Here is a 24,726-nt window from a genome sequence, read left to right as displayed (position 1 = left end):
GGATTGGTTATGGACGACTATCGGCTGCTGATCGGCGGCGCGCTGGTGCCGGGCGATATGACAATGAATGTCATCAACCCGGCGACGGAAGAGGTACTCGCCGTTTGTCCGCGCGGATCGGAGGCCCAGCTTGATGCTGCGGTCGCCGCCGCGAAGGCCGCCTTCCCCGCATGGTCGCGGCGTTCCATGCAGGAACGCCGTGATCTGCTCCTGAAACTCGCCGACGCCATCGAGGCGAAGGTGGATAGCTTCGCCCGACTGCTGACGCAGGAACAGGGCAAGCCGCTCAGTGAATCGACGGCGGAAATCGCCTATACGGCGGCATTCATGCGTTACCTCGCGTCGCTGGAACTCGAAAGCAAACTGATCGAGGACAACGATACCCGCCGCGTCGAGATGCGGCGGAAGCCGCTGGGTGTGGTCGGCGCGATCATTCCGTGGAATTTCCCGGTGCTGATTGTCGCTTTCAAGATGCCGATGGCGCTGCTTGCCGGCAACACCATCGTCATCAAGCCCGCGCCGACTACGCCGCTCACCACGCTGAAGCTCGGCGAGCTTTGCGCGGAGATTTTCCCGGCGGGCGTCATCAATATCGTGACCGACCAGAACGATCTCGGCGGTAAGCTGACGACGCACCCGGATATCGCCAAGATTTCGTTCACCGGCTCCACCGAGACGGGCAAGAAGGTGATGGCGAGCGCCGCTTCCAGCATCAAGCGCATCACGCTCGAACTCGGCGGCAACGACGCGGCGATCGTGCTGCCCGATGCCGACCCCAAGACGATCGCGCCCGGCATCTTCGGCGCGGCGATGATGAACGCGGGGCAGGTGTGCCTCGCCGTCAAGCGCGTCTACGCCCATTCTTCCATCTATGAGGATCTTTGCGCCGAACTGGCGAAGCTGGCGGACGCGGCGATCGTGGACGATGGGCTCGCGCAGGGCGCGCAGATCGGCCCGCTGCAGAACAAGATGCAGTACGAGAAGGTGAAGGGCTTCCTCGACGACGCGCGCGCGTCCGGCAATATCATCGCGGGCGGCGAGACCGTGGATCGGCCTGGCTATTTCATCCGGCCGACGATCGTGCGCGACGTTTCGGACGGCACACGCATCGTGGACGAGGAACAGTTCGGACCCATTCTGCCGGTCATTCGCTACGATGATGCGGAAGAAGCGCTCGAGCGCGCCAATGCCTCGCCGTGGGGTCTCGGCGGTTCCGTGTGGGGCAAGGACCGCGACACCGCCTACGACATCGCGACGCGGATGGATTCGGGCACGGTGTGGATCAACAAGCACCTCGATTTCGGGCCGAACATCCCCTTCGGCGGCGCCAAGCAATCCGGCATCGGCGTGGAATTCGCCGAGGAAGGCCTGCATGAGTTCACGCAGGTGCAGATCATCAACGAAGCGCGATGACCGTGCCTTTCGAGTGGAATCCGCCCGCGCGAACCAATTTCGCGCGGGACCGGATGCAGCGTCTTGCGCGCGAGCGTGGAACCGATCGTGCCCTGCTTTGGGTCGATGCGGTCGGCCGCGTCGAGGACATCAGCTTTGCCGCGCTTGACGAACGGGCGGCGCGGGCCGCTGCCGTTCTGAAAAACGCGGGGGTAAAGCGCGGCGATACCGTGCTGATCCTGCTGGCGCGCGAACTCGAATGGTGGGAGCTGATGCTCGGCTGTTTGAGGCTTGGCGCCATCGCCTCGCCCGGCACGGTGCAGCTGATGCCCAAGGACATCGCCTACCGCCGCACGGCGGCGAAGGCCGTGTGCGTGATCGCGGGTGCGGATATCGCCGATCGCGTCGATGCCGCGCTTGGCGACGACGCAATCGCGAAGCTCCATATCGGTGGGCCACGCGATGGCTGGGGCGACTATTCGGCACTGGCCGCGAAGGCGGAGCCGCTCGCGGAGATCGCCGACACGGCATTCGATGATCCGGCGCTCTGCTATTTCACCAGCGGTACCACCGGAAACCCGAAGATGACGATCCACGGCGCGGGCTATCCGCTCGCGCACGAGATCACGGCGCGCTATTGGCTCGATCTCGGCCCCGGCGACCTGATGTGGAACGTGTCCGACACGGGCTGGGCGAAGGCGGCGTGGTCCAGCCTGTTCGCACCGTGGATGATGGGTGCGGGCATCTTCGCCTATCACGCGCCGGGCTTCGACGCGGAGGCGGTGCTTGGCCTCCTTGCCAAATATCCGGTGACAACGCTGTGCGCGCCGCCGACCGCGTACCGCATGTTCGTGCGTTCCGATCTCGGCACGCGGCGCTTCGAGACACTGCGGCGCTGCGTGAGCGCGGGCGAACCGCTCAATCCCGAGGTGATCGACCTGTGGCGCGCCGCGACCGGGCTTTCGATCCACGACGGCTACGGCCAGACCGAAACGGTGATGCTGTGCTGCAACCGCGAGGGCGCAGAGCGACAGGGCGCGATGGGAAGGCCCGCGCCCGGCATTGACCTTGCCGTGATCGGCGAGGGCGGCGAGCGCCTGCCGCCGGGCGAGGAAGGCGACATCGCGCTGCGCGTTGCGGAGGGACGGCCGCCGGGGCTCTTCCTTGGCTATCGCGACGATGACGAGCGCACGGCAAGCGTGTTCCGCGATGGGTGGTATTTGACCGGCGATCGCGCCTTTGTGGACGATGACGGTTTCTTCTGGTTCGTCGGCCGCGCCGACGACGTGATCCTCTCCGCCGGATACCGGATCGGCCCGTTCGAGGTGGAAAGCGCGCTGTTCGAGCATCCGGCGGTCGCCGAAAGCGCTGTTGTGGCGAGTCCCGATCCGACCCGCGGTGAGGTGGTGAAGGCGTTCGTGGTGCTCGCGGCGGGACACGCCGCTTCGGATGCGCTCGTCGAGGCTTTGCAAACGCATGTGAAATCCACGACGGCGCCCTATAAGTATCCGCGCAAGATCGAATTCGTCGCATCGCTGCCCAAGACAGTGAGCGGCAAAATCCGGCGCAAGGAATTGAGGGAGCAGGAATGGTCCGGGGAGAATCGCAAGAGCTGAGCCACGTTGTTGGTTTAAGCGAACCGCCGCTGATCGAGAAGCCGATCGGCGCGATGCTTGCGGCTGCTGCTGCGCGCGATCCGGATGGCGAGGCGCTTGTCGTCCGGCATCAGGGCGTGCGGCTGACGTGGGCGGAGCTGAAACGGCGCAGCGAAGCCGTGGCCTGCGGGCTGCTGGATGCGGGGGTGCGGCCCGGCGACCGTGTCGGCATCTGGGCGCCCAACTGCGCGGAATGGACGATCCTGCAGTTCGCAACCGCGACGGCCGGCATGATCCTCGTGACGATCAATCCCGCGTACCGGACGAGCGAGGTCGAGTACGCGCTGAAGAAGGTCGGCTGCCGCGCCCTGGTGACGGCGGTGCGGCACAAGACGAGCGACTATGTCGCCATGCTGCGCGAGCTGATGCCGGAGCTTGCAGAAGCGACGCCCGGAACACTGCGTGCCCGGGCACTGCCGGACCTCAGGCTTGTCGCGACGATCGGCGAGGAGGCGCACGCGGGCTGTCTGCGCTTTGGCGATCTGGAGGGCGCGGCGGATACGGCGCTGCTGGATGCGATCCCCATCGACGCGAACGATGCCGTGAACATCCAGTTCACCAGCGGCACCACGGGCTTCCCCAAGGGCGCGACGCTGACGCACCGGAACATCCTCAACAACGGCTATTTCGTCGGCGCGGGTATCGGGCTTTCGAAGGCAGACCGCGTGTGCATTCCGGTGCCGCTTTACCACTGCTTCGGCATGGTGATGGGCAACCTTGCCTGCCTCGCGCATGGGGCGACGATGGTCTACCCGGCGGAGGCCTTCGATCCGATGGCGGTGCTGGAGACGGTGGCGGCTGAACGTTGCACGGCGCTGTACGGTGTGCCGACGATGTTTATCGCCGTGCTCGGACGGCCGGAATTCGAGAGCTTCGATGTGTCGTCGCTGCGCACGGGCATCATGGCGGGATCGCCGTGCCCGATCGCGACGATGCGCGAGGTGATCGACCGGCTCGGGATGCATCAGGTGACGATCGCCTACGGCATGACCGAGACGAGTCCGGTGAGCTTCCAGAGCGGGATGGACGATCCCATCGAGGAGCGTGTCTCCACGGTGGGCCGCGTGCAGCCGCACCTTGAGGTGAAGATCGTCGGGCCGGACGGCGAGACGCTGCCACGGGGCGAGGCGGGCGAGCTGTGCACGCGCGGTTATTCGGTGATGCAGGGCTATTGGGACGATGCCGCGCGCACGGCCGAAGCGATCGACGAAGACGGCTGGATGCACACCGGCGACATCGCGACGATCGACGAGAAGGGCTATTGCCGCATTACGGGCCGCATCAAGGACATGGTGATCCGTGGCGGCGAGAACATCTACCCGCGCGAGATTGAGGAGTTCCTGCTGACGCATCCGCACATCGCCGACGCGCAGGTGATCGGCGTTCCCGACGATCGGTTCGGCGAGGAACTGTGCGCGTGGGTGATGACGCGCGGCGGCGCGGCGCTTTCGGAAGAGGACGTGCGCGATCACTGCCGGGGCCGCATCGCGCACTACAAGGTGCCGCGCTATGTGCGGATCGTGGAAACCTTCCCGATGACGGTGACGGGCAAGGTGCAGAAGTTCGTGATGCGCGAGACGATGATCGCGGAGCTCGGGAGCTAGGCCTTAGCCGAACAGCGACCGCGCGCGGGCCATGCGTTCCAGCGCTGCGTCGATCGTCGTGTCGGCCTTCGCGAAGCAGAAGCGTACCACCGATGTGACGGGTGTTTCGGCATAGAACGCTGACACCGGAATCGCGACGACATCGCCCTCGCGCGCCAGCCGATCGCAGAAGCTCACATCGTCCAGCGCGATGCCCGTGGCGGCGAGATCGACCGAGAGGAAGTAGGTGCCCGCGCTCGGCAGTGTCTTCCAGCCCGCGGCTTCGAGGCCGCTTGCCAGTCGGTCACGCGAGCGGGCGAAATCGGCGCGCATCGTGGTGAAATAATCCTCCGCCTTGCCGAGCCCGTAGGCGACGGCTGCCTGCAGGTTCGGCGGTGTCGTGAAGGTGAGGAACTGGTGCGCGCGGGCAAGCGCGTGCGTGAGCTTCGGCGCGGCGCACATCCAGCCGACCTTCCAGCCGGTGAGCGAGAAGATCTTGCCGCCCGATCCGATCTTCACCGTCCGCTCGCGCATTCCCGGCTGCGCCATGATCGGCGAATGGGTGCGGCCATCGAACACGACATGCTCCCACACCTCGTCGCTGATGACGACGGCGTCGTGCGCGACCACGAAGCGAGCGAGGAGCGCGAGCTCCTCGTCGGAGAACATCGTTGCTGTGGGATTGAGCGGGTTGTTGAGGAGGACGACGCGCGTGCGGGGCGTGAAGGCAGACGACAGAGACTCTGCGGTGAGACGCCATTCGGGCGGTTCAAGGCGGATCAGTCGAGGGACGCCGCCCGCCTGGCGAACCATGGGCAGATAGGCGTCGTACATCGGCTGGATCATCAGCACCTCGTCGCCGGGGCTGACGAGCGCCATGATCGCGGCGGCCAGCGCCTCGGTCGCGCCCGAGGTGACGGTGATTTCGGTCTGCCAATCGAGATCGATGCCTTGATGGCGGCGGTAATGATCGGTGATCGCCTGCCGCAGCGCTGGGATGCCGGGCATCGGCGGATACTGGTTATAGCCTTCGGTGAGCGCGCGGGCGCCTTCTTCCAGAACGTCGCGCGGCCAGCCCGCGTCGGGGAAGCCTTGCCCAAGGTTGATCGCGCCCGTTTCGCGGGCAAGCGCCGACATCTTCTCGAAGATCGTGGTCGGCAGGTTGGCGTAGAGCGGATTCATGAGAAGGAGTCATAGGAGAGCGGAAACCGCTTCGCCAGCGTCACGGTGATGGTTAAGGAAACATCATGGTTGCAAGCACATTCGCCGAGGCTGCGGAAGCCATCGTTGCCGTGGGACGCGCATTCGACGCGCGCGACTGGGCGCCCGCGACGAGCGGGAACTATTCGGTGCGGCTCAGCGACGGCAGCTTCGCCGTGACGGTTTCTGGGTGGCACAAGGGGCGCCTGACACCGGACGGGGTGATGCGCGTGGATGCGAACGGGGCATCGCTGGACGGCAAGCGCCCGAGCGCGGAGACGGCGCTGCATTTGTCGCTTTATCGCTGCTTTCCCGAAGCAGGCGCGGTGCTGCACAGCCATTCGGCGCAGGCGGTCGCGCTGTCGCGCGTGCTTGGCGGGGACTGGGCGATCCGGGGCCATGAGCTTGTGAAGGCGTTTCCGGGCGTGACCACGCACGCGGCGGAAATCGTCCTCCCGGTCGTCGAGAACAGTCAGGACATGCGCGAGATCGAGGCGGCAATCGCGCCGCATTTGGCCCGCGAAACGCCGCCGCCCGCCTATCTCATTCGCGGGCACGGGCTCTACGGCTGGGGCCGCGACATCGCGGAGGCCGAGCGCGTGATCGAGGCGGCGGAATGGCTCGCCGCGTGCGAGGTCGCCGAACGCAGCATGAGGAGGGAAGCATGAGCCACCTTGCCGTCTACGCAGAGAACGCGCCGGAGCGGCCGCTTCTGGAAACCAAGGATGCCGCCGAGATCGCGGACGCGCTGGAAGAGATCGGCGTGCGCTTCGAGCGCTGGCCGACTCGCGACGTGCCGGGCGGCGATACGCTCGCGGCCTATGCGGAGGAGATCGAGCGGCTGAAGGTGATCGGCGGCTATCAGGCGGTCGACGTGGTGAGCATGGTGCCTGACCACCCGGATCGCGCCGTGTTCCGGCAGAAGTTCCTTTCCGAGCATCGCCACATGGAGGACGAGGTGCGCTTCTTCGTGGACGGCGAAGGGCTGTTCACGCTCCACGAAGACGGCCGCGTTTTCAACATGCTCTGCACGAAAGGTGACCTCATCGCCGTGCCCGCCGGGATGCGGCACTGGTTCGACATGGGCCCCACACCGCGCTTCACGGCGATCCGCCTGTTCATCAATCCCGATGGCTGGGTGGCGCAATTCACGGGCGACGACATCGCCGACCGCTTCCCGCGCCACGAACCGGCGCTCGCCTGAATGGTGAAAGCCGTCCTCACCGACATCGAAGGCACGACGAGCAGCATCGCCTTCGTGACCGACACGCTGTTCCCCTATGCGCGGGCGCGGCTGGCGGACTGGATTGCGGCGCACCCCGAGGACGCCGCGCCGATCCTGAAGGACGTGCCCGGCAACCCGGTAGAGACGCTCACACGCTGGATCGATGAGGATCGCAAGGAAACCGCGCTCAAGACGCTGCAGGGGCTGATCTGGGCGGAAGGCTATGCGGACGGCACACTGAAAGGGCACGTCTATCCCGACGCGGCCGAGGCGCTGCGGCGCTGGCACGCGGATGGGCTGCGCCTCTACGTCTATTCCTCGGGATCGGTGGCCGCGCAGAAGCTGATCTTCGGGCACAGCAATGCGGGCGATCTGACGCCGCTGTTTTCGGGCTATTTCGATACCACGACCGGGCCGAAGAAGGAGGCCGAGTCGTACAGCCGTATCGCGGCTGAAATCGGCCTGCCGGTGCAGGATATCCTGTTCCTCTCCGACAGCGTGCCCGAAATCGAGGCTGCGCGCGCGGCGGGTCTGCAAACCTGTCTCGTCGATCGGGAAACCGGAAAGGGCGACGTCGCCTCGTTCGCGGAGATCGCGCTGTGAGGCTGGAAGGCGAGCACCGCCGATCGATCGCGCGCACGGCGGACGGGAAGGGCGCGCGTATCCTCGATCAGCGCCGCCTGCCGTGGGAGATCGTGTGGGTGGAGTTGCGCAGCGCCACCGATGCCGAACGCGCCATCCGCGAGATGTGGACGCGCGGGGCGCCGCTGATTGGCGCGACCGCGGCTTACGGCCTTGCGATGGCGCTTGCCGAGGACGGATCGGACGCCGCGCTGGGCGCGGCTTACCATCTGCTTGCCGAGGCACGGCCGACGGCGGTGAACCTGCGCTGGGCGCTCGATGAAGTGGCGAAGGCGGTGCGCGCGCTTCCCGCGTCCGCGCGCGGCGCGGCGGCGTTCCTCCGCGCCGATGCGATCTGCGACGAGGATGTGGCGCTGAACCGCGCGATCGGCGCGCACGGGCTGCAGCTGCTGCGCGATCTCCATGCGCGGAACCCCGGCCGGACGCTCAATATCCTGACGCACTGCAATCCGGGCTGGCTCGCCACCGTGGATTATGGCACCGCGACCGCGCCCATCTATCTGGCGCAGGATGAGGGGCTGCCCGTGCATGTGTGGGTGGACGAGACACGTCCGCGCAACCAGGGCGCGTTGCTCACCGCGTTCGAACTCGCCGGGCACGGGGTGCCGCACACGGTGATCGCGGACAATACCGGCGGGCTCCTGATGCAGCGCGGCGAGGTGGATCTCGTGATCGTCGGCACCGACCGCGTGACGGCGAACGGCGACGTCTGCAACAAGATCGGCACGTATCTGAAAGCGCTCGCCGCGCACGACAATGGGGTGCCGTTCTACGTGGCGCTGCCCTACACGACCTTCGACCCCGCGACGCCCACCGGCGCGGACGTGGCCATCGAGGAGCGCCACCCCGACGAGCTTGCGCTGCTCACCGGACCCGGCGGAGATGGACACGCCACCGTGCGCGTGACGGCGTCGCCTGCCTACAACCCGGCCTTCGACGTGACGCCCGCGCGACTCGTGACGGGCTTCATCACCGAACGCGGCCTGCTCGCGCCCTCCGCGCTCGCATCCTGAGCGGTTCGGGAACGCCTTTCGCGCGCGCGCGTTTGTTGGGTGCATACCCGCAAATGGAGGACCATGAGCCATGTACGGAACGGCGATACGCGAAGGTTCGCGAAACAGGGCTGGACTGATCGGACTTGCAGCCGGCCTTGGCGCCGCTGCGGCGGCTTTCGCCGGATGGCGCTTCTTCCGCAACGGCAAGACGGCGCCCGCCGCTGCTCCTGCCTTTGCCCCCGGCGAGGCCGATCCCGAGAACCTGGACCAGACACGCTCTGCCGGGCACGAAGCGATGCGCGACAAGCCGAAGCGCGCGTGGGACAAGGTCGATCAGGCGGTTGACGAGTCCTTCCCGGCCAGCGATCCGCCTGCCTATTGACCCCGTAACGCTTTACGCGCTGTGCCCGCCATGCTCTATCGGCGGCGGGCGTAAAGCGGGAGCGGGGCATGGTTTCGAATTTCAACCGGCGCGAACTGCTCGCGCTCGGTGGTGCAGGCGCCGCGCTGCTCGCCGCCGGTCCGGCGTTTGCCGCGCAGAAGGGCGTGCCTTCAGGCGCAATCGTCGTGAACGCGCTCGGCGGACTTTACAATCCCAATGTCGAACCGCCTGAGCGCAAGGAGGCGTCCGGCTGGACATCGACCGATGCGGTGATCGATCGGCGCGTGATCGACGACGCGCGGGCTTCGGGGCTCACCGCCGTCAATATCACCATCGGCCATGTGTTCGGCCCGAACGAACCGTTCGAGCAGACCGTGCGCGAGATCGCGCACTGGGACGCGGTGGCGCGCCGCTATCCGAACGATCTTCTGAAGATCGAAAGCGCAGGCGACATGCTGCGCGCGAAACGCGAAAACCGCATCGGCCTCATCTACGGTTTCCAGAATACGACGATGCTGGGCAGCGATGCCAGCCGCGCCGATGTGTTCGCGGATCTCGGCGTGCGGATCATTCAGCTTACCTACAATCCTGCAAATGCTGTCGGCGATGGGTCGATGGCACCGGAAAACCGGGGCCTGACACCGTACGGGCGCGAGGTCGTGGAGCGGTTGAACGCGAACCGTGTGATGGTCGACCTGTCGCACAGCGGCGAGAAGACCTGCCTTGAAGCTGCGAGGCTTTCGAAGCAGCCGATCTCGATCAACCACACCGGCTGCCGCGCGCTCACCGATCTGCCGCGCAACAAGACCGACGCGGAGCTGCGGCTGGTCGCGGAACGGGGCGGGTTCGTCGGCATCTATTTCATGCCCTTCCTCAACCCCACCAGCAAGGCGACCGCCGACGACGTGGTGGCGCACATCGAGCACGCCGTGAACGTGTGCGGCGAGGATCATGTCGGCATCGGCACCGATGGCGGTATCACGACGATCGACGATCTCGGCGCCTACAGGGCCAAGATCGCCAAGGAGATCGCGGACCGGCGCGCGGCGGGCATCGGCGCGAAGGGCGAGAACCCCGATACGCTGCCCTTCGTGCTCGATCTGCGCGGGCCGTCGCAGTTCCACGACCTTGCCGACCGGCTGCGGCGGCGCGGACATTCGGATGCGCGCATCGAGAAGATCCTCGGCGCGAATTTCGTCGCCTATGCAAAGCGCGTCTGGGGCGCATAAAGAGGCGCGAGGGGGAGTTCCATGTCCGACGCGATGATCGCTTTCGTCAACACGGCCTTCGTGCCCGTGGGCCTGATGCTGATCATGTTCAGCATGGGGCTGACCTTGAAGCTCGGCGATTTCGGCATGGTGCTTTCGAACCGGAAGACCGTGCTGACCGGGCTTTTCGGCCAGCTCATCATCATGCCGTTTCTGGCGCTCGCCATCGGCATCCTGTTCGGCCTGCCGCCGGAGCTTGCCTTCGGCCTCTTCATCCTCGGCATTTGCCCGGCCGGTACGACGTCGAACGCGATCACTTTTATCGGGCGCGGCAACGTCGCGCTCGCGGTGATCCTGACGGCGCTTTCCAGCCTCATCACCGTGTTCTCGATCCCGCTGCTGCTTCAGTGGGGGCTGCGGCATTTCGGGCTGGAAGGCACGGTGCCCACGCTTTCGGTGCCGGACACGATGCTCCAGCTCGTGAAGATGACCATCCTGCCGCTTGGCATCGGCATGATCGTGCGCCGCTTCTGGCCGGATGTGGCAGAGCCGCTCAGCCGCCGCCTGCGGCCCGTATCGATGATCGTGCTGATCGGCGTCATCGCTTTCGCGGTCGGTGTCAGCCTCGAAATGGTGCTGGCGAACATCGTGAGCGCCGGTCCCGCGATCTGGGTGCTGAACGTCGTCGCGATGGCGGCGGGGCTGCTGCTCGCGGCGGGGATCGGCGCGAAGCCGCGGGATGCGATGACGCTCTCCATCGAGGTCGGCGTGCACAATGTGACCCTCGCCACTTTCCTGACGCTGACGGTGCTCGACAGCCTGTCGCTTGCCGTTACCCAGAACATCTATGGAGTTGCCATGATCGTGAATGCCCTGCTTCTCGTCCGCTGGTTCCGCGCCCGTGTCGGCGGGAAGGCCGCATGAGCGCGCCGCTGGTGATCGTCGGCGCGGCCGACACCGAACGCCTGCTCGGCTATGAGGACTGCATCCGTCTGGTGCGCGAGGCGATGGCGGCGCTCTCGCGCGGGGAAACGCGACAGCCGCTCAGGAACATCGTTGACCTGAACGGCGGTAACGCGTTCGGCGTGATGCCGGGCGCGATACTCGGCGGGACGTTCGGCGCGAAGGTCGTCAGCGTCTATCCGGGCAATTTCGCGCTCGGCAAGCATTCGCATCAGGGCATCGTCGTGCTGTTCGAGCCGGAAGGCGGCGCGCCGGTTGCGATCATCGACGGCAGCATCGTCACGGCGATCCGTACGGCGGCGGCATCCGCCGCGGCGACCGATGCGCTGGCGCGGCCGGGCCCGGCGCGGCTCGCGATCCTCGGCTACGGCGAGCAGGCGTGGCGACACGCGGCGGCGGTGCGCTATGTGCGGCCGATCACCGGCGTCAGTGTGTGGGGGCGTTCGGTGGAACAGGCCGAGCGGTTCGCGCTGCGCGTGCGCGAGGAGCTTGGCCTTGATGCCGAAGCGGCGGCGGACGTGGCGAGCGCCGTTCGCGACGCGGACATCATCTGCACGACGACGGCGGCGGCGGAGCCGATCCTGGCGCTTGCCGACGTGAAGCCGGGCACGCACATCAACGTCGTGGGGTCGAGCCGCGCCGGGCCTACGGAGATTGCGAACGATCTTGTCGCGGCGTCGCGCTTCATCGCCGACTATCGGCCGGGCGTGCTCGCGCAGGGCTCGGAATTCCTGAACGCGAAGGCGGCAGGCGTGGTGGACGACGCGCATGTCGTGGGCGAGATCGGCGAGGTGTTCGGCGGGACGCTCGCGGGGCGCACCAGCGACGAGGAAATCACCATCTACAAGTCGCTCGGTCACATCGTGCAGGATCTCGTTGCGGGCTGGCACGTCTTCGAGCAGGCGAAAAAGCAGGGCCTCGGGACGACGGCGGCCTTCTAACGGGCGTCGGCGCGCTTCGTGCGAAGCGTCGGTGCCGCGGCGGCCGGGTCATCGGGCCACGGGTGCCTCGGATAGCGGCCGCGCATCTCCTTGGCGACGCCGGCCCAGCTTCCCGACCAGAAACCGGGCAGATCCTTCGTGGTCTGGATCGGGCGACCTGCGGGAGAGGTGAGGCGGAGCACGAGCGGCACGCCTCCGGCGACTACGGGATGCGTAGCGAGGCCGAACAGCGCCTGCACGCGAAGCTCGACCGCCGGGCCGCCCTCCGCCGCGTAATCGATGGCGTGGTGGCTGCCGAGCGGTGACACGAAGGCTTCGGGAGCGAGGCGGTCGACGGCGGTCTTGCCCGCCCAGCCGAGGCGCGTTTCCAGCATCTGCGTGAGCGCGGACGCGCTGACGGCGCTGAGCGCGCGTTTGCCTTCGAGCAGCGGGGGCAGCCAGTCGTCCATGTCGGCGGCGAGCGCCTCGTCGCCGATGTCCGGGATCGAAGGATCGACGCGGCGGGCGAAGCCGGCGCGGCGTTGCAGCGCGCGGGCGTGGTCGGAAAAGGGCAGCGCCGCGACGCCGGCTTTGCGCGCGGCTTCGAGAAGCGCGGCGGCGATGGCTGCGGGGTCGGGGCTGTCGTCTTGGCCCGATGACAGGGCAAGGTTGCCGAGGCGGCGTTCGCGCGTCGCGAGGATGCCGCCCGCGCCGTCGGCGCGGACGCGGCGCACGGTTTCGATGTGGTCCGCGAACAGCGATTCGATGAGGTCGGGGGCGATGGCGGCGGCGGCGAGGATGCGCGCGCCGGAGGCCGCGCCCTGCACTTCGGCGACCGCGAGATAGGGTTTCGCGGCAAGTGGCGAGGCGGGATCGAGCCGGAAGCCGCGCCCGCCTGACGAGGCCCAGTCCTCGCCGTTGTTTCCGCGCCGTTTCGCGATGCGGTCGGGGAAGGCGAGTGCGATGCAGGCGGCGACGGGGCCTTCGCCTTCACCGCCCGCCATGCGCTGCCACCGCCCGGCAAGGCTGCGTGCGGCGTCGGCGCGCGTGCCGCGCTCGCGGCGCCAGCGGGCGAGGCGCTGTTCGAGATCGGCGTCATTCCCGCCGAGGCCGCGCTCCGAAAGCAGCACGGCGACCTCGGCAGCAGTGTGGCCCCAGCCGCGCGCGGACGCCGCGAGGATCATATGCGCGAGGCGCGGGGGCAGCGGCAGCTCGGCGATGCGGCGGCCGTGCGGCGTCGGGCGGTTCTCCGCGTCGAGCGCGTCCAGCAACTGTAGCCGCTCGCGTGCTTCCGCCACGGCGGCGGCGGGCGGCGGGTCCAGCCAGCGCAGCGTTCCGGGATCGGCGGCGCCCCAGATCGCACAGTCGAGGACCAGCGCGGAGAGATCGGCTTCGAGGATTTCGGGTGGATCGAACGGCGGCATCCCCGCCGTCGCGGCCTCTTCCCACAGCCGGTAACATGCGCCCGGCGCCTGCCGCGCGGCGCGGCCCGCGCGCTGCGTGACGGCGGCCTGGCTGGCGCGTTCGGTGACGAGGCGGGTCATGCCGCCGCCGCGATCGTAGCGGGCGCGGCGGGCGAGACCCGAATCGACGACGATGCGGACGCCGTCGATGGTGAGGCTGGTCTCGGCGATCGACGTGGCGAGTACGACCTTGCGCACGGCCGGTGCGCCCTTGCGGATCGCAGCGCGCTGCGCGGCGGGATCGAGGCTGCCGTGCAGGCGGTGGAGCTGGATGCCGGGAAGTCCTTCCAGCCGCTCGGCGGTGCGCTCGATCTCGGCGACGCCGGGGAGGAAAGCGAGCAGGTCGCCCTCCGCCTCGCCGAGCGCGCGGCGAATGGCCGGGGCCATCGCATCTTCGATACGCTGCTCGGCGCTGCGGCCGAGATAGCGGATATCGAGCGGATGGCTGCGGCCCTCGCTTTCGATGACAGGCGCGCCGTCCAGAAGCTTCGAGAAGCGTGCGCCGTCGAGCGTTGCCGACATAGGCAGGATGCGGAGGTCGGGGCGCAAGGCCTCTTGTGCGTCGAGCGCGAGCGCGAGGCCGAAATCGCTGTCGAGGCTGCGCTCGTGGATTTCGTCGAACAGCACGGCGGAGACGCCGGGGAGTTCGGGGTCGGCCTGGATGCGATTGCGAAAAATGCCCTCGGTGAGCACGAGGATACGCGTGTCCTTGCCGTGCTTGCTGTCGAGCCGTGTTGCGTAGCCGATCGTCTTGCCGACGGGCTCGCCCGCAAGCTCCGCCATGCGTTCTGCGGCGGCACGCGCGGCAAGGCGGCGTGGGGAGAGCAGCAGGATTTGTCCGGTGCACCACGCTTCGCCGAGCAGTGCGGGCGCGACCGCTGTCGTTTTGCCCGCGCCCGGCGGGGCGACAAGCACGGCGGGCGCGCGTTCGCGCAGCGCCGCGAGCAGCGCGGGCAGAACGGCGTGGATGGGCAGGCTGTCGCTCACGCCTGCCCTTTAAAAGTCAGACGAGCGCCGCGTCGAGCGTGATGTTCGCGTTCAGCAGCTTCGAGACAGGGCAGTTCGCTTTGGCCTTGGCGGCAAGCTCCTGGAAAGCGGCATCATCCGTGCCGGGGATACTCGCTTCCAGCTTCAGGTGGATCGCGGTGATCGTAAAGCCGGTCTCGAGCTTCTCCAGCGTTACCGTGGCCGTGGTGTCGAGGCTGTCGGCGGTCAGCCCGGCCTCGCCGAGGATGAGCGACAGCGCCATCGTGAAGCAGCCCGCGTGCGCCGCGCCGATCAGTTCCTCGGGGTTGGTGCCGGGCACGCCTTCGAAGCGCATCGCAAAGCCATAAGGACGCTTATCGAGAGCGCCGCTCTGCGTAGAGATGCTGCCGCGGCCATCCTTGAGGCCGCCTTCCCAGTGCGCGGAACCCTTGCGATCGATCTTCATGGCCTGCTCCTGTTGACGGAAAGGCCGCGAGGCTATGCAGATTCGGGCGGTGAGTCCACGGGGCCTAGTCCCGGAAAACCACCGTGGTGGCGCCGTTCAGCAGCACGCGATCCTGCAGATGATAGCGGACGGCACGGGCGAGCACGCGGCGCTCGATGTCGCGGCCCTTGCGAACGAGATCGTCGGGCGTGTCGGTGTGACTGATGTGCTCGACGTCCTGCGCGATGATCGGGCCTTCATCGAGATCGGCGGTGACGTAGTGCGCGGTTGCGCCGATGATCTTCACGCCGCGCGCGTGCGCCTGATGATAGGGCTTGGCGCCCTTGAAGCCGGGCAGGAAGCTGTGGTGGATGTTGATGCAGCGTCCCGTGAGGAACGCCGCGAGGTCGTCCGACAGGATCTGCATGTAGCGCGCGAGGACGACGAGTTCGGCGCCGCTTTCGTCCACGATGCGCTTGATCGCGGCTTCCTGCGCGGCCTTCGTGTCCTTCGTGATCGGCAGGTGATGGAAGGGGATGCCGCCGTTGATCGCCGCGATCGGGTCTTTCGGGTGGTTGGAGACGATGCCGACCACGTCCATCTCAAGCTCGCCGATGCGCTGGCGGTAGAGCAGATCGGCGAGGCAGTGATCGAACTTCGAGACGAGCAGCAGCACGCGCATCTTCTCGGCGGCGGAACGCACGCGCCAGTCCATGCCGTGCATGGCGGCGAGTGTGGCGAAACGTGCCTTGAAGCCGGCCTGTGCCGATGCGTCGAGATCGAAGACGACGCGCATGAAGAAGCGATCGGTAAGCTGATCATTGAACTGCTGCGCATCGAGGATGTTGCCGCCGCTTTCGGCAAGCAGCGTGGCGACGGCCGCGACGAGGCCCGGCTTGTCGGCGCACGACAGCGTCAGCGTGCAGATGTTGCTGGATTCCATCGACATATCCCCCTGAGAACCAATCGCTACATGACGCGCAAGAGTGAATCTTCCCTTGTCAGCACATAGAGCGCGAGCCCGGCTGCTTTTGCGCGGTCTATGGCGAGCGTTGTCGGCGCAGAGATGGTGGCGAGCGCACGGCCGCCAGCGACGACGGTCTTCTCGACGAGTTCATAGCTGCACCGGGCGGTGAGCAGGAAGAAGCCCTCGCCTGCGGCGATGCCGGAAACGGCGAGCGCGCCGATCAGCTTGTCGAGCGCGTTGTGGCGGCCGACGTCCTCGCGCACTGCGAGGATGGCGCCGGAGAGATCGCAGAAGGCGGCGGCGTGGACGGCGGCAGTGCGGCGGCCGAGCGCTTGGCGATTACGGAGTGCGCCGAGCGCAGCGAAGATCGCCTGCGCCTCTACGGCGAGCGGCACGGCGATGTGCGGCAGGGGGCGGGCAATCTGTTCGAGATTCTCGATGCCGCAAAGCCCGCAACTGCTTTCGGACACGCGGCGGCGCGCGCGTTCCATCACCGGTTCGGCGGCCTCCGCGGAAAGCTGGGCGCGGACGATCCAGCCTTTGTCCGTCTCGGCGATGTCGATGCCGATCTCGTTCGCGCGCTTTATAAGCCCTTCGGTGATTGCAAAGCCGGTGACGAAATCGGCAAGGTCCGTGGGTGTCGCCATCATCACCGCATAGGCGATGCCGTTGAATTCGAGCGCGACGGGCGCCTCTACGGGAATTTCACGTGTGATCCCGGCGCTGCCGCCTTTTGCGAAAACCTCCATGAAAAGCGCCTGACGCGCGGCGGGATCAGGCATGAGCGGCGGCGCGGACCTTGCCGAGCGCCGCACGCGTGGCGGGAGAGAGGCCTTCGCCGCCAGCATCGAGATGGCTGAGGATCATACTCTTCATGCGCGGATCCCAGAAGGCGACGATGTGCGCAGCTGTCATCTCTGCCGCCTTGTCGCCTTCGGTTTCCAGATTCCGCGCGATCTGGTTTGCCATGTAGACGAGCTTTTCGAGGCTGTTCATTCGGCAGCGATGCCTTCGATGCGGCGGGCGCGGTCGCTGTGGCGGGAATAATCCTCCTGCCAGTCGGTCGGCCCGTTCGATGCACTGATCTGCACGGCGGTGACCTTGTATTCGGGGCAGTTGGTGGCCCAGTCCGAATAGTCGGTCGTCACCACGTTCGCCTGTGTCGCCGGGTGGTGGAAGGTCGTGTAGACAACGCCCGGCGCCACCCGGTCCGTCACCAGCGCGCGCAGCGTGGTTTCGCCCGAACGGCTGGCGAGCTTCACCCAGTCGCCGTCCTTGAGGCCGCGATTCTCGGCGTCCGTCGGGTGAATTTCCAGAAGATCTTCCGGGTGCCACGCGACGTTCGCGGTGCGGCGCGTCTGCGCGCCGACGTTGTAGTGCGACAGGATGCGGCCGGTGGTGAGAAGCAACGGGAAGCGCGGGCCTGTCTTCTCGTCGGTCGGCACATAGTCGGTGACGACGAACTTGCCCTTGCCGCGCACGAAGCCATCGATGTGCATCACGGGCGTTCCGTCCGGCGCGGCATCGTTCACCGGCCATTGCATCGAGCCTTCCGCGTCGAGGCGATCAAAGCTGACGCCCGCGAAGCTGGGGGTGAGACGGGCGATCTCGTCCATGATCTCGGACGGGTGCGTATAGTTCCAGTCGAGGCCGAGGGCTTGCGCGAGGCGCTGTGTCACCTCCCAGTCCGACAGGCCGTTCAGGGGCGACATCACCTTGCGCACCGGCTGGATGCGGCGCTCGGCGTTGGTGAACGTGCCGTCCTTTTCGAGGAAGGTGGAGCCGGGCAGGAAGATGTGCGCGTAGTTCGCGGTCTCGTTCAGGAACAGGTCGTGGACGATCACGCATTCCATCGCGGCGAGGCCGGCGGCGACGTGCTTCGTGTCCGGATCCGACTGGAGAATGTCCTCGCCCTGCACGTAGAGCGCCTTGAACACGCCATCGACGGCGGCGTCGAGCATGTTGGGGATGCGCAGGCCGGGCTCGGGATCGAGGCTGACGCCCCAATCGTCCTCGAAGAGTTTCCGGGCATTGGCGTCCGAGATGTGGCGGTAGCCGGAAAGCTCGTGCGGGAAGCTGCCCATGTCGCAGGCGCCCTGCACATTGTTCTGCCCGCGCAGGGGATTTACGCCGACGCCGGGCCGCCCGATGTTGCCCGTGACCATCGCGAGGTTGGCGATTGCCATGACGGTGGAGGAGCCCTGCGAATGTTCGGTGACGCCGAGGCCGTAATAGATCGCGGCATTGCCGCCGGTCGCATAGAGGCGCGCGGCGGCGCGGAGTTCAGCAGGGTCGACACCGGTGACGGGGGCAAGCGTTTCGGGTGAATGCTTCGCGTCTGATACGAACGCCGCCCAGTCCTGATACTCGTCCCAGTCGCAGCGTTCGCGGATGAACGCTTCATCGGCGAGGCCTTCGGTGACGATGACGTGCGCCATCGCCGTCAACACCGCGACGTTCGTGCCGGGGCGCAGCGGCAGGTGGTGCTCGGCCTCGATGTGGGGCGAGCGCACGAGATCGGTACGGCGCGGATCGATGACGATCAGTTTCGCGCCCTGCCTGAGGCGCCGCTTCATGCGGCTGGCGAAGACCGGGTGCCCGTCTGTGGGGTTCGCGCCGATGACGAGCATGACGTCGCTGTGCTCGACGCTGTCGAAATCCTGCGTGCCCGCCGATGTTCCGAAAGTCGTCTTGAGGCCGTAGCCGGTGGGCGAGTGGCAGACGCGCGCGCAGGTATCGACATTGTTGTTGCCGAAGCCGGCGCGGACCAGCTTCTGGACGAGGAAGGTTTCCTCGTTCGTGCAGCGCGACGAGGTGATGCCGCCGAGCGCGTTTCGCCCGTATTTCGCGGCAATGCGCTTCAGTTCGGAGGCGGCGTAGGCGAAGGCCTCGTCCCATTCCACCTCGCGCCACGGCTGATCGATGCTGGTGCGGATCATCGGCTTCAGGATGCGGTCGGCGTGCTGCGCATAGCCCCACGCGAAGCGACCCTTGACGCAGCTGTGGCCGCGATTGGCCTTGCCGTCCTTCCACGGCACCATGCGGACGAGCTGCTCGCCGCGCATCTCGGCGCGGAAGGTGCAGCCGACGCCGCAATAGGCGCAGGTGGTGACGACGCTGCGGTCGGGAAGGCCGATCTCCTTCACCGACTTTTCCTGCAAGGTCGCGGTCGGGCAGGCCTGCACGCAGGCGCCGCAGGAGACGCATTCGGAGCCGAGGAAGTCGTCCGAACCAAGGCCTGCCGAGACCTTCGATTCGAAGCCGCGGCCTTCGATGGTGAGCGCGAACGTGCCCTGCACCTCGTCGCAGGCGCGCACGCAGCGCGAGCAGGCGATGCACTTGCTGGGATCGAAGTCGAAATAGGGGTTCGACGTATCGAGATCGAGCGCGAGGTGGTTGTCGCCCTCGTAGCCGTAGCGCACGTCGCGCAGGCCCACGGCGGCGGCCTGATCCTGAAGCTCGCAGTCGTTGTTGGCGCTGCAGGTGAGGCAATCGAGCGGGTGATCGGAGATGTAGAGTTCCATCACACCGCGGCGCAGTTTCTGCAGGCGGGGCGTTTCGGTGTGGACGACCATGCCGCTCGCGACCGGCGTGGTGCAGGAGGCGGGGGTGCCGCGCGCGCCGTCGATCTCGACGAGGCAGAGGCGGCAGGAGCCGAACTGCTTGAGATTGTCGGTCGCGCAGAGCTTCGGGATGGCGGTGCCGATCTCGGCGGCGGCGCGCATCACGGTGGTGCCGGCGGGCACGGTGACGCTGCGCCCGTCGATGCTCAGCGTGACGGTTTCGTCCGCGGACGAGGCGGGCGTGCCGAAATCGCTCTGGCGAACGTAGGTCATGCTGCGTTTCCTTCAGCGGCGGACTCTACCACAAAATCCTCGGGAAAGTGATTGAGCGCCGAAAGCACGGGGTAGGGCGTGAAGCCGCCGAGCGCGCAGAGCGAGCCGAACTTCATAGTTTCGCAGAGGTCGCGCAGCAGCGCGACCTCGTCTTCCGCCGCGCGCTTGCGGCGCGGGGCGTTGTGGATTTGCGGCAGGGTCTCGACGCCGTCGGCGCGGCGTCCGCCGGCCCTGATACGATCGATGGTCTCGACGCCGCGTACCGCGCCGATGCGGCAGGGTGTGCACTTGCCGCAGCTTTCCGCCGCGCAGAACTGCATGGCGAAGCGGGCTTGCCGCAGCATATCAACCGTGTCGTCGAACACGACGATGCCGCCGTGGCCGATGAGACCGTCCGCCACCGCGAACGCTTCGTAGTCGAAAGGCAGATCGAACTGCGCGGGCGGAATATAGGCGCCGAGTGGGCCGCCCACCTGCACTGCGCGCACCGGGCGGCCGGACGCGGTGCCGCCGCCGATCTCGTTCACGAGCGTGCCGAGCGTGATGCCGAACGCGGTTTCGTAGAGGCCGCCGCACTTGATGTTCCCAGCGAGCTGCACGGGCATGGTGCCGCGCGAGCGGCCCATGCCGTAGTCGGCGTAGGCCTTCGCGCCTTCGCTGAGCACGAACGGCACGGCGGCGAGCGTCAGCACGTTGTTGATGACCGTGGGGCAGCCGAACAGGCCTTCGTGCGCGGGCAGCGGCGGCTTGGCGCGAACCTCGCCGCGCTTCCCTTCCAGGCTGTTCAGCAGCGAGGTTTCCTCGCCGCACACATAAGCGCCCGCCCCGGTGCGGATTTCGACCTCGAACGGCGCGATTGAGGGCGCGGCGAGTGCGGCGGCGGCTTCCATCTTCGCGATGGCGTGCGGATATTCGCTGCGGATGTAGACGTAGGCCTTGCCTGCCCCCACGGCGAGACCCGCGATGGCCATGCCTTCGATGAGCATGAAGGGGTCGCCCTCCATCACCATGCGGTCGGCGAAGGTGCCGCTGTCGCCTTCGTCGGCGTTGCAGACGATGAATTTGCGCGCGCCTGGCGCGTCGGCGACCGTGCGCCACTTGATACCCGCCGGGAAGCCCGCGCCGCCGCGACCGCGCAGGCCGGAAGCGAGCACTTCAGCGATCGTCTCGTCCGGTCCGAGCTCGCGGGCGCGCTCCAGGCCCTTCCAGCCGCCGGTCGCGGCATAGTCTTCGAGGCTGAGCGGGCGCGTCTTGCCGAAGCGCGCAAAGGTCAGGCGCTGCTGGCCCTTGATGAACGGATGCTCGGCAACCGCGCCGATGAGGAGGTCGTCGGCGGTCCCGGCAAGGATGTTGGACACGCGGCCCGGCGTCACGGGGCCGTAGCCGATGCCGTCCACCTCGACGAGTGGTTCCAGCCAGTGCATCCCCCAGCTCGACACGCGCACGGACGCATGACCTGCCTTAGCGAAGGCTTCAGCGACCGCGTCCGCACCGCAGGCAAGCGCCGCCGCATCGTCGGAAATGCGTATCTGCATGGCCTAGAGTGCCTCGATCAGTGTGCTGAGACGGGCAGCATCCAGCCTTGCGTGCACGTCGCCGTTCGTCATCGCGGCCGGGCCGACGGAGCAGAGGCCGAGGCAATAGACGGTTTCGATGTGCACACGCTCACCCGCCGCTTTTTCCGCTAGCGCCGCCAGAGCTTCCACGCCGCGCGCCTGACACGCCTCGGCGCGGCAGAGCTTCAGGACGGGGCGCGGATCGGCCTTCGCCTTGTAGTCGTGGTAGAAGCTGACCACGCCGTGCACTTCGGCGCGGCTTAGGTTCAGCGCGGCGGCAATGCTGCGTACCGCGTCCTCGTCCACACAGCCGAACGTCGCCTGCACGTCGTTCAGAATGGGCAGCAGCGCGCCCTCGCGGTGGCTATGTGCCGCGATGATGTCGGCCAGGCGATCGTCCCTCATGCCGGGCGGTGTAGCGCCGCCGGGCCTTATGAACAATTTCAATTCGGCTTTGTTGCGCGCAGCGTCGATTGACCTGCGTCAATGACCCCCGGCGCGCACGAGGGAAAAGTGCCAGCATGTGGAGGTATTACCCCGAACTGCTGAGCAGCGCCGTACCGCGCTACACGAGCTATCCGACCGCGGCGGAATTCCGCCCGGTGGATGCGGGCTTCCATGCGGCGGGATTCGCAGGCGTGGGGGCGGAGACGCCGCTCTCGCTCTATCTCCATATCCCCTACTGCGATGCGATCTGCTGGTATTGCGGATGCAATACGGGCGCGGCGGGGCACCGCCAGCGGCTCGGCGCCTATATGCAGGCGCTGGACCGGGAGATCGGCACGGTGGCGCGAACGCTGCAGGGGCGCGGACGCGTGCGGAGTATCGCGTTCGGGGGCGGCAGCCCCAACGCGGTGCCGCCGATCGCGTTCGTGCGCCTGCTGGAGCGGTTGACGCTCGCCTTCCGCGCACTCGACGCCGAGATGGCGATCGAGCTCGATCCGCGCAGCTATACGCCGGAGTGGGAGCGCATCGTCGCGATGGCGCCGTTTCGCCGCGTCAGTCTTGGCGTGCAGACGTTCGCGCCGCACGTGCAGGCGGCGATCGGCCGCGTGCAGCCGCTGGACGAGATAGAGCGCACCGTGGATTCGCTGCGCGGCGCGGGCGTCCGCTCGCTGAACTTCGATCTGATGTACGGACTGCCCGAACAGACCGACGACGACCTCGCCGCGACGCTGGAGGATGCGATCCGGCTCGCACCCGATCGCATCGCGCTGTTCGGCTACGCGCATCTGCCCTCGCGCATTCCGCGCCAGCGGCGGATCGACGGCACGCATCTGCCCGGCGCCGAGGCGCGCTTCCGCATGGCGGAGCGGGGGTATGAGATGCTCGTCGCCGCCGGGTATCAGCCGATCGGCTTCGATCATTTCGCGCTGCCGGACGACAGCATGGCGCGTGCGGCGGCAAGCGGCCGGCTGCGGCGGAACTTCCAAGGCTTCACCGACGATGAGAGCGCAGTCCTTCTCGGCCTCGGCGCTACCGCGATCAGCAGCTTTCCCGATCGCTTCGTGCAGAACGAGAAGAACGTCGGCCGCTACCGCGGGCTTGCCGGTGACGGGAAGCTTCCCGGCGCGCTCGGCGTTTGCCGTACCGAAGACGACAGGCGGCGAGGCGCGATCATCGAAGCGATCCTGTGCGGCGGCTGGGCACCCTTCGAGGGGCACCCGCCGGATGCCGACACGCGCGGGCGCCTGCAGCCGTTCGTCGATCGGGGGCTTTGCAGCGTGGGCGAAAACGCGATTTCGCTGAAGGATGGCGCGCTGCCTTACGCACGGGCGATCGCTGCGTGCTTCGATATTTACCGGCACCCCGATGCCCAGCGGTTCAGCAGCGCAATATAACCACATCGGTTCCAGAAATCTCTGATGTTTGCGGCAGATCAAAGTGATGGATCGCTGTGGGCGTATGGCCAAGAGGTCAAACACGTTGAAGGGGATTCATGATGACCCGTATCAAGGCCGCCATGCTGATGGGCATTGCCGCAGCGGCCACAATTTCGCCGAATTTGGCTCACGCCGCGGCGGGTGATTTCCTTGTGCGCCTGCGCGGCATCGTCGTCGCGCCGAACGAGAAGAGCGGCAGCGTTCTGCCCGCGTTCCCGGGTGAGGAAGTCAGCCTAGACAATGCCGTGACGCCCGAGGTGGATTTCACCTATATGGCGACGAACAACATCGGCTTCGAGCTAATCGCCGCCACGACCAAGCACACGGCGAGCGGCAAGACGGGCACGACCGGAACCATCGGCAAGCTCGCCTCGACGTGGGTGCTGCCCCCGACGCTGACGGCGCAGTACCACTTCCTGCCCGAAGGCAAGGTGCGACCGTATGTCGGCGCGGGCGTCAACTACACGATGTTCTACAACGACAAGGCATCGAACGCGCTCGAAGGCGCCGTCGGCGAGACGCGCGTAAGGTTGAAGGACAGCTTCGGCTGGGCCGTTCAGGCCGGCCTCGACATCGATCTCAATGAGAAGATGTTCCTGAACCTCGACGTCAAATACATCGACATGGATACCACCGCGCGCCTCGATACGACCGCGGCGGGAACCCAGCGCGTGAAGATCAATATCGATCCGATCGTCGTCGGCGCAGGCGTCGGCTTCCGCTTCTGATCCGCTTGACAGGTACGAAAACCCCTTCCCGGTATCATGCCGGGGAGGGGTCTTCTTTTGCGTTCAGCGCCGGGCGAGCAGCCGGTCGACGAAGACCATGACCTGCCCCGCGGCGATGAAGGCAGCGCCGATGGCCGCCGCATTGATCGCGGCCTGCATCCAGCCGATCGCACCAACATCGATAAACGGATAGGCGAACCGCCCCTCGGACAACCCGCGTGCGATCGCATAGCCGAGATAGGCGAGCGGATAGAGTGCCCACAGCAGTGGATCGCGCCAGGTGAGCGCGCCCTTGCGCGTGAACAGCAGCCAGTAGAGCGGGACGGCGACAGGCGTGAACCTGTGCAGCAGGAAGTCCGACACGGCGACGGAGCCGCCGAGCGGCCTTGTCCCTTCAAGCAGCAATGCGAACACGACGCCAACGAGCGCGATCGCAGCGCTGATGCCCGCAACCGTGCGCGGCTTTTGCGTGCGGCCCGCTGCGGCGGCAATCGCGCCGAACACACCTGCGACGATCGCGTTCGTCAGGATCGTGAAGTAACCCGCAAGCGACCAGACTGCGCCAATAAGCGACTGGCCCTTGCCGAGGAGGTTCTGGAATTCGATGCCGATGCCGATGCAGGCGGCGAGGCAGATGACGAGAGCAAGCAGGCGCGCGAGTGGCATTTGTCCTCGCTGTCATGATGGATGCGAACGACGGCCGCACGATAGGCTGGG

23 protein-coding genes are annotated in these 24,726 nt (G+C 67.0%); 13 read left to right on the top strand and 10 right to left on the bottom strand.

What is annotated here, in order from left to right; translation table 11 throughout:
• Nucleotides 1–9 precede the first annotated feature (9 nt).
• Genes ACE3TJ_RS08390 through ACE3TJ_RS08380 form a run of 3 tightly spaced genes read left to right on the top strand, consistent with a single transcriptional unit; the run spans nucleotide 10 to nucleotide 4,651 of the window.
• The gene (locus ACE3TJ_RS08390) at nucleotides 10–1,413 is read left to right on the top strand and encodes an aldehyde dehydrogenase family protein (RefSeq protein WP_374595657.1); all 1,404 of its coding nucleotides are present in this window, start codon (nucleotides 10–12) and stop codon (nucleotides 1,411–1,413) included.
• Nucleotides 1,410–3,008, top strand: a complete 1,599-nt coding sequence (locus ACE3TJ_RS08385) for an AMP-binding protein (protein WP_374595656.1) — start codon at nucleotides 1,410–1,412, stop codon at nucleotides 3,006–3,008. Before ACE3TJ_RS08390 ends, ACE3TJ_RS08385 begins: the two co-directional genes overlap by 4 nt.
• Nucleotides 2,981–4,651 carry an AMP-binding protein gene (locus tag ACE3TJ_RS08380; RefSeq protein ID WP_374595655.1) on the top strand — a complete coding sequence of 557 codons (1,671 nt, stop codon included), beginning with the start codon at nucleotides 2,981–2,983 and terminating at the stop codon, nucleotides 4,649–4,651. The genes ACE3TJ_RS08385 and ACE3TJ_RS08380 overlap by 28 nt, the downstream gene beginning before the upstream one ends.
• A gap of 3 nt (nucleotides 4,652–4,654) precedes the next feature.
• Here ACE3TJ_RS08380 and ACE3TJ_RS08375 read toward each other — a convergent pair whose 3' ends face one another.
• A complete protein-coding gene (locus ACE3TJ_RS08375) occupies nucleotides 4,655–5,812 on the bottom strand; it encodes an aminotransferase (RefSeq protein ID WP_374595654.1) in 1,158 nt (385 codons plus the stop codon).
• Nucleotides 5,813–5,877: 65 nt separating this feature from the next.
• Between ACE3TJ_RS08375 and mtnB the strand changes: the two genes are divergently transcribed.
• The 8 genes from mtnB (at nucleotide 5,878) to ACE3TJ_RS08335 (ending at nucleotide 12,186) form a co-directional block, all read left to right on the top strand.
• On the top strand, nucleotides 5,878–6,498 hold the full coding sequence (gene mtnB / locus ACE3TJ_RS08370) for a methylthioribulose 1-phosphate dehydratase (protein WP_374595653.1): 621 nt from the start codon (nucleotides 5,878–5,880) through the stop codon (nucleotides 6,496–6,498).
• The gene (locus tag ACE3TJ_RS08365; RefSeq protein ID WP_374595652.1) at nucleotides 6,495–7,034 is read left to right on the top strand and encodes an acireductone dioxygenase; all 540 of its coding nucleotides are present in this window, start codon (nucleotides 6,495–6,497) and stop codon (nucleotides 7,032–7,034) included. Before mtnB ends, ACE3TJ_RS08365 begins: the two co-directional genes overlap by 4 nt.
• Nucleotides 7,035–7,658, top strand: a complete 624-nt coding sequence (gene mtnC / locus ACE3TJ_RS08360; RefSeq protein ID WP_374595651.1) for an acireductone synthase — start codon at nucleotides 7,035–7,037, stop codon at nucleotides 7,656–7,658. It begins immediately after the preceding gene.
• Nucleotides 7,655–8,710, top strand: coding sequence for an S-methyl-5-thioribose-1-phosphate isomerase (gene mtnA / locus ACE3TJ_RS08355; protein ID WP_374595650.1), 1,056 nt, complete (start codon nucleotides 7,655–7,657; stop codon nucleotides 8,708–8,710). Before mtnC ends, mtnA begins: the two co-directional genes overlap by 4 nt.
• A 70-nt stretch (nucleotides 8,711–8,780) precedes the next feature.
• Nucleotides 8,781–9,074, top strand: a complete 294-nt coding sequence (locus ACE3TJ_RS08350; RefSeq protein ID WP_374595649.1) for a hypothetical protein — start codon at nucleotides 8,781–8,783, stop codon at nucleotides 9,072–9,074.
• Nucleotides 9,075–9,142: 68 nt separating this feature from the next.
• Nucleotides 9,143–10,303 (top strand): dipeptidase, encoded by a 1,161-nt coding sequence (locus ACE3TJ_RS08345; protein ID WP_374595648.1) that lies wholly within the window; start codon nucleotides 9,143–9,145, stop codon nucleotides 10,301–10,303.
• Between the two features lie 21 nt (nucleotides 10,304–10,324).
• Complete coding sequence (locus ACE3TJ_RS08340; protein ID WP_374595647.1) at nucleotides 10,325–11,206, top strand: bile acid:sodium symporter family protein; 882 nt, start codon at nucleotides 10,325–10,327, stop codon at nucleotides 11,204–11,206.
• The gene (locus tag ACE3TJ_RS08335; RefSeq protein ID WP_374595646.1) at nucleotides 11,203–12,186 is read left to right on the top strand and encodes an ornithine cyclodeaminase family protein; all 984 of its coding nucleotides are present in this window, start codon (nucleotides 11,203–11,205) and stop codon (nucleotides 12,184–12,186) included. Before ACE3TJ_RS08340 ends, ACE3TJ_RS08335 begins: the two co-directional genes overlap by 4 nt.
• Here ACE3TJ_RS08335 and hrpB read toward each other — a convergent pair.
• From hrpB to ACE3TJ_RS08295, 8 genes are all read right to left on the bottom strand, one after another.
• Nucleotides 12,183–14,615, bottom strand: a complete 2,433-nt coding sequence (hrpB, locus tag ACE3TJ_RS08330; protein WP_374595645.1) for an ATP-dependent helicase HrpB — start codon at nucleotides 14,613–14,615, stop codon at nucleotides 12,183–12,185. The genes ACE3TJ_RS08335 and hrpB overlap by 4 nt on opposite strands.
• Nucleotides 14,616–14,631: 16 nt before the next feature.
• A complete protein-coding gene (locus ACE3TJ_RS08325) occupies nucleotides 14,632–15,060 on the bottom strand; it encodes an OsmC family protein (protein ID WP_374595644.1) in 429 nt (142 codons plus the stop codon).
• Nucleotides 15,061–15,124: 64 nt separating this feature from the next.
• Nucleotides 15,125–15,982 (bottom strand): formyltetrahydrofolate deformylase, encoded by an 858-nt coding sequence (purU, locus tag ACE3TJ_RS08320; RefSeq protein ID WP_374595643.1) that lies wholly within the window; start codon nucleotides 15,980–15,982, stop codon nucleotides 15,125–15,127.
• Between the two features lie 26 nt (nucleotides 15,983–16,008).
• The gene (gene fdhD, locus ACE3TJ_RS08315) at nucleotides 16,009–16,755 is read right to left on the bottom strand and encodes a formate dehydrogenase accessory sulfurtransferase FdhD (RefSeq protein WP_374595642.1); all 747 of its coding nucleotides are present in this window, start codon (nucleotides 16,753–16,755) and stop codon (nucleotides 16,009–16,011) included.
• A 25-nt stretch (nucleotides 16,756–16,780) separates the two neighbouring features.
• Nucleotides 16,781–17,002: a formate dehydrogenase subunit delta gene (locus ACE3TJ_RS08310; protein ID WP_374595641.1), complete on the bottom strand. Its 222-nt coding sequence runs from the start codon at nucleotides 17,000–17,002 to the stop codon at nucleotides 16,781–16,783.
• Entirely contained in the window at nucleotides 16,999–19,842 is a 2,844-nt protein-coding gene (gene fdhF, locus ACE3TJ_RS08305) for a formate dehydrogenase subunit alpha (RefSeq protein WP_374595640.1), read from the bottom strand. Before fdhF ends, ACE3TJ_RS08310 begins: the two co-directional genes overlap by 4 nt.
• A complete protein-coding gene (locus ACE3TJ_RS08300; protein WP_374595639.1) occupies nucleotides 19,839–21,377 on the bottom strand; it encodes an NADH-ubiquinone oxidoreductase-F iron-sulfur binding region domain-containing protein in 1,539 nt (512 codons plus the stop codon). Before ACE3TJ_RS08300 ends, fdhF begins: the two co-directional genes overlap by 4 nt.
• A gap of 3 nt (nucleotides 21,378–21,380) precedes the next feature.
• Nucleotides 21,381–21,803 (bottom strand): NAD(P)H-dependent oxidoreductase subunit E, encoded by a 423-nt coding sequence (locus tag ACE3TJ_RS08295; protein ID WP_374595638.1) that lies wholly within the window; start codon nucleotides 21,801–21,803, stop codon nucleotides 21,381–21,383.
• A 116-nt stretch (nucleotides 21,804–21,919) separates the two neighbouring features.
• On the opposite strand from ACE3TJ_RS08295, the gene hemN reads away from it, so the two are divergent.
• Nucleotides 21,920–23,239 carry an oxygen-independent coproporphyrinogen III oxidase gene (gene hemN, locus ACE3TJ_RS08290; RefSeq protein ID WP_374595637.1) on the top strand — a complete coding sequence of 440 codons (1,320 nt, stop codon included), beginning with the start codon at nucleotides 21,920–21,922 and terminating at the stop codon, nucleotides 23,237–23,239.
• Nucleotides 23,240–23,340: 101 nt separating this feature from the next.
• Nucleotides 23,341–24,009, top strand: a complete 669-nt coding sequence (locus ACE3TJ_RS08285; protein WP_374595636.1) for an OmpW family protein — start codon at nucleotides 23,341–23,343, stop codon at nucleotides 24,007–24,009.
• 63 nt (nucleotides 24,010–24,072) lie between these two features.
• On the opposite strand, the gene ACE3TJ_RS08280 is transcribed toward ACE3TJ_RS08285, so the two are convergent.
• Complete coding sequence (locus tag ACE3TJ_RS08280; RefSeq protein WP_374595635.1) at nucleotides 24,073–24,675, bottom strand: Pr6Pr family membrane protein; 603 nt, start codon at nucleotides 24,673–24,675, stop codon at nucleotides 24,073–24,075.
• Between the last annotated feature and the right edge of the window lie 51 nt (nucleotides 24,676–24,726).

Origin of the sequence: Sphingosinicella sp., assembly GCF_041916975.1 — a bacterium.
Lineage (GTDB): Bacteria > Pseudomonadota > Alphaproteobacteria > Sphingomonadales > Sphingomonadaceae > Sphingosinicella.
Note: the sequence above shows the minus strand (reverse complement) of the source record. Positions and strands in the feature narration are given on the sequence as shown.

Excerpts from the sequence above, each read along its gene's own strand:
- ACE3TJ_RS08345 (WP_374595648.1), top strand. The coding sequence starts at position 9,143 with ATGGTTTCGAATTTCAACCGGCGCGAACTGCTCGCGCTCGGTGGTGCA.
- ACE3TJ_RS08310 (WP_374595641.1), bottom strand. The coding sequence starts at position 17,002 with ATGAACAGCCTCGAAAAGCTCGTCTACATGGCAAACCAGATCGCGCGG.
- ACE3TJ_RS08295 (WP_374595638.1), bottom strand. The coding sequence starts at position 21,803 with ATGAGGGACGATCGCCTGGCCGACATCATCGCGGCACATAGCCACCGC.
- ACE3TJ_RS08385 (WP_374595656.1), top strand. The coding sequence starts at position 1,410 with ATGACCGTGCCTTTCGAGTGGAATCCGCCCGCGCGAACCAATTTCGCG.
- ACE3TJ_RS08325 (WP_374595644.1), bottom strand. The coding sequence starts at position 15,060 with ATGAAGATCGATCGCAAGGGTTCCGCGCACTGGGAAGGCGGCCTCAAG.
- ACE3TJ_RS08390 (WP_374595657.1), top strand. The coding sequence starts at position 10 with ATGGACGACTATCGGCTGCTGATCGGCGGCGCGCTGGTGCCGGGCGAT.
- fdhF (WP_374595640.1), bottom strand. The coding sequence starts at position 19,842 with ATGACCTACGTTCGCCAGAGCGATTTCGGCACGCCCGCCTCGTCCGCG.
- ACE3TJ_RS08300 (WP_374595639.1), bottom strand. The coding sequence starts at position 21,377 with ATGCAGATACGCATTTCCGACGATGCGGCGGCGCTTGCCTGCGGTGCG.
- ACE3TJ_RS08335 (WP_374595646.1), top strand. The coding sequence starts at position 11,203 with ATGAGCGCGCCGCTGGTGATCGTCGGCGCGGCCGACACCGAACGCCTG.
- fdhD (WP_374595642.1), bottom strand. The coding sequence starts at position 16,755 with ATGGAGGTTTTCGCAAAAGGCGGCAGCGCCGGGATCACACGTGAAATT.
- ACE3TJ_RS08350 (WP_374595649.1), top strand. The coding sequence starts at position 8,781 with ATGTACGGAACGGCGATACGCGAAGGTTCGCGAAACAGGGCTGGACTG.
- ACE3TJ_RS08380 (WP_374595655.1), top strand. The coding sequence starts at position 2,981 with ATGGTCCGGGGAGAATCGCAAGAGCTGAGCCACGTTGTTGGTTTAAGC.
- purU (WP_374595643.1), bottom strand. The coding sequence starts at position 15,982 with ATGGAATCCAGCAACATCTGCACGCTGACGCTGTCGTGCGCCGACAAG.
- hemN (WP_374595637.1), top strand. The coding sequence starts at position 21,920 with ATGTGGAGGTATTACCCCGAACTGCTGAGCAGCGCCGTACCGCGCTAC.
- ACE3TJ_RS08280 (WP_374595635.1), bottom strand. The coding sequence starts at position 24,675 with ATGCCACTCGCGCGCCTGCTTGCTCTCGTCATCTGCCTCGCCGCCTGC.
- mtnC (WP_374595651.1), top strand. The coding sequence starts at position 7,035 with ATGGTGAAAGCCGTCCTCACCGACATCGAAGGCACGACGAGCAGCATC.
- mtnB (WP_374595653.1), top strand. The coding sequence starts at position 5,878 with ATGGTTGCAAGCACATTCGCCGAGGCTGCGGAAGCCATCGTTGCCGTG.
- ACE3TJ_RS08340 (WP_374595647.1), top strand. The coding sequence starts at position 10,325 with ATGTCCGACGCGATGATCGCTTTCGTCAACACGGCCTTCGTGCCCGTG.
- ACE3TJ_RS08285 (WP_374595636.1), top strand. The coding sequence starts at position 23,341 with ATGACCCGTATCAAGGCCGCCATGCTGATGGGCATTGCCGCAGCGGCC.
- ACE3TJ_RS08365 (WP_374595652.1), top strand. The coding sequence starts at position 6,495 with ATGAGCCACCTTGCCGTCTACGCAGAGAACGCGCCGGAGCGGCCGCTT.
- ACE3TJ_RS08375 (WP_374595654.1), bottom strand. The coding sequence starts at position 5,812 with ATGAATCCGCTCTACGCCAACCTGCCGACCACGATCTTCGAGAAGATG.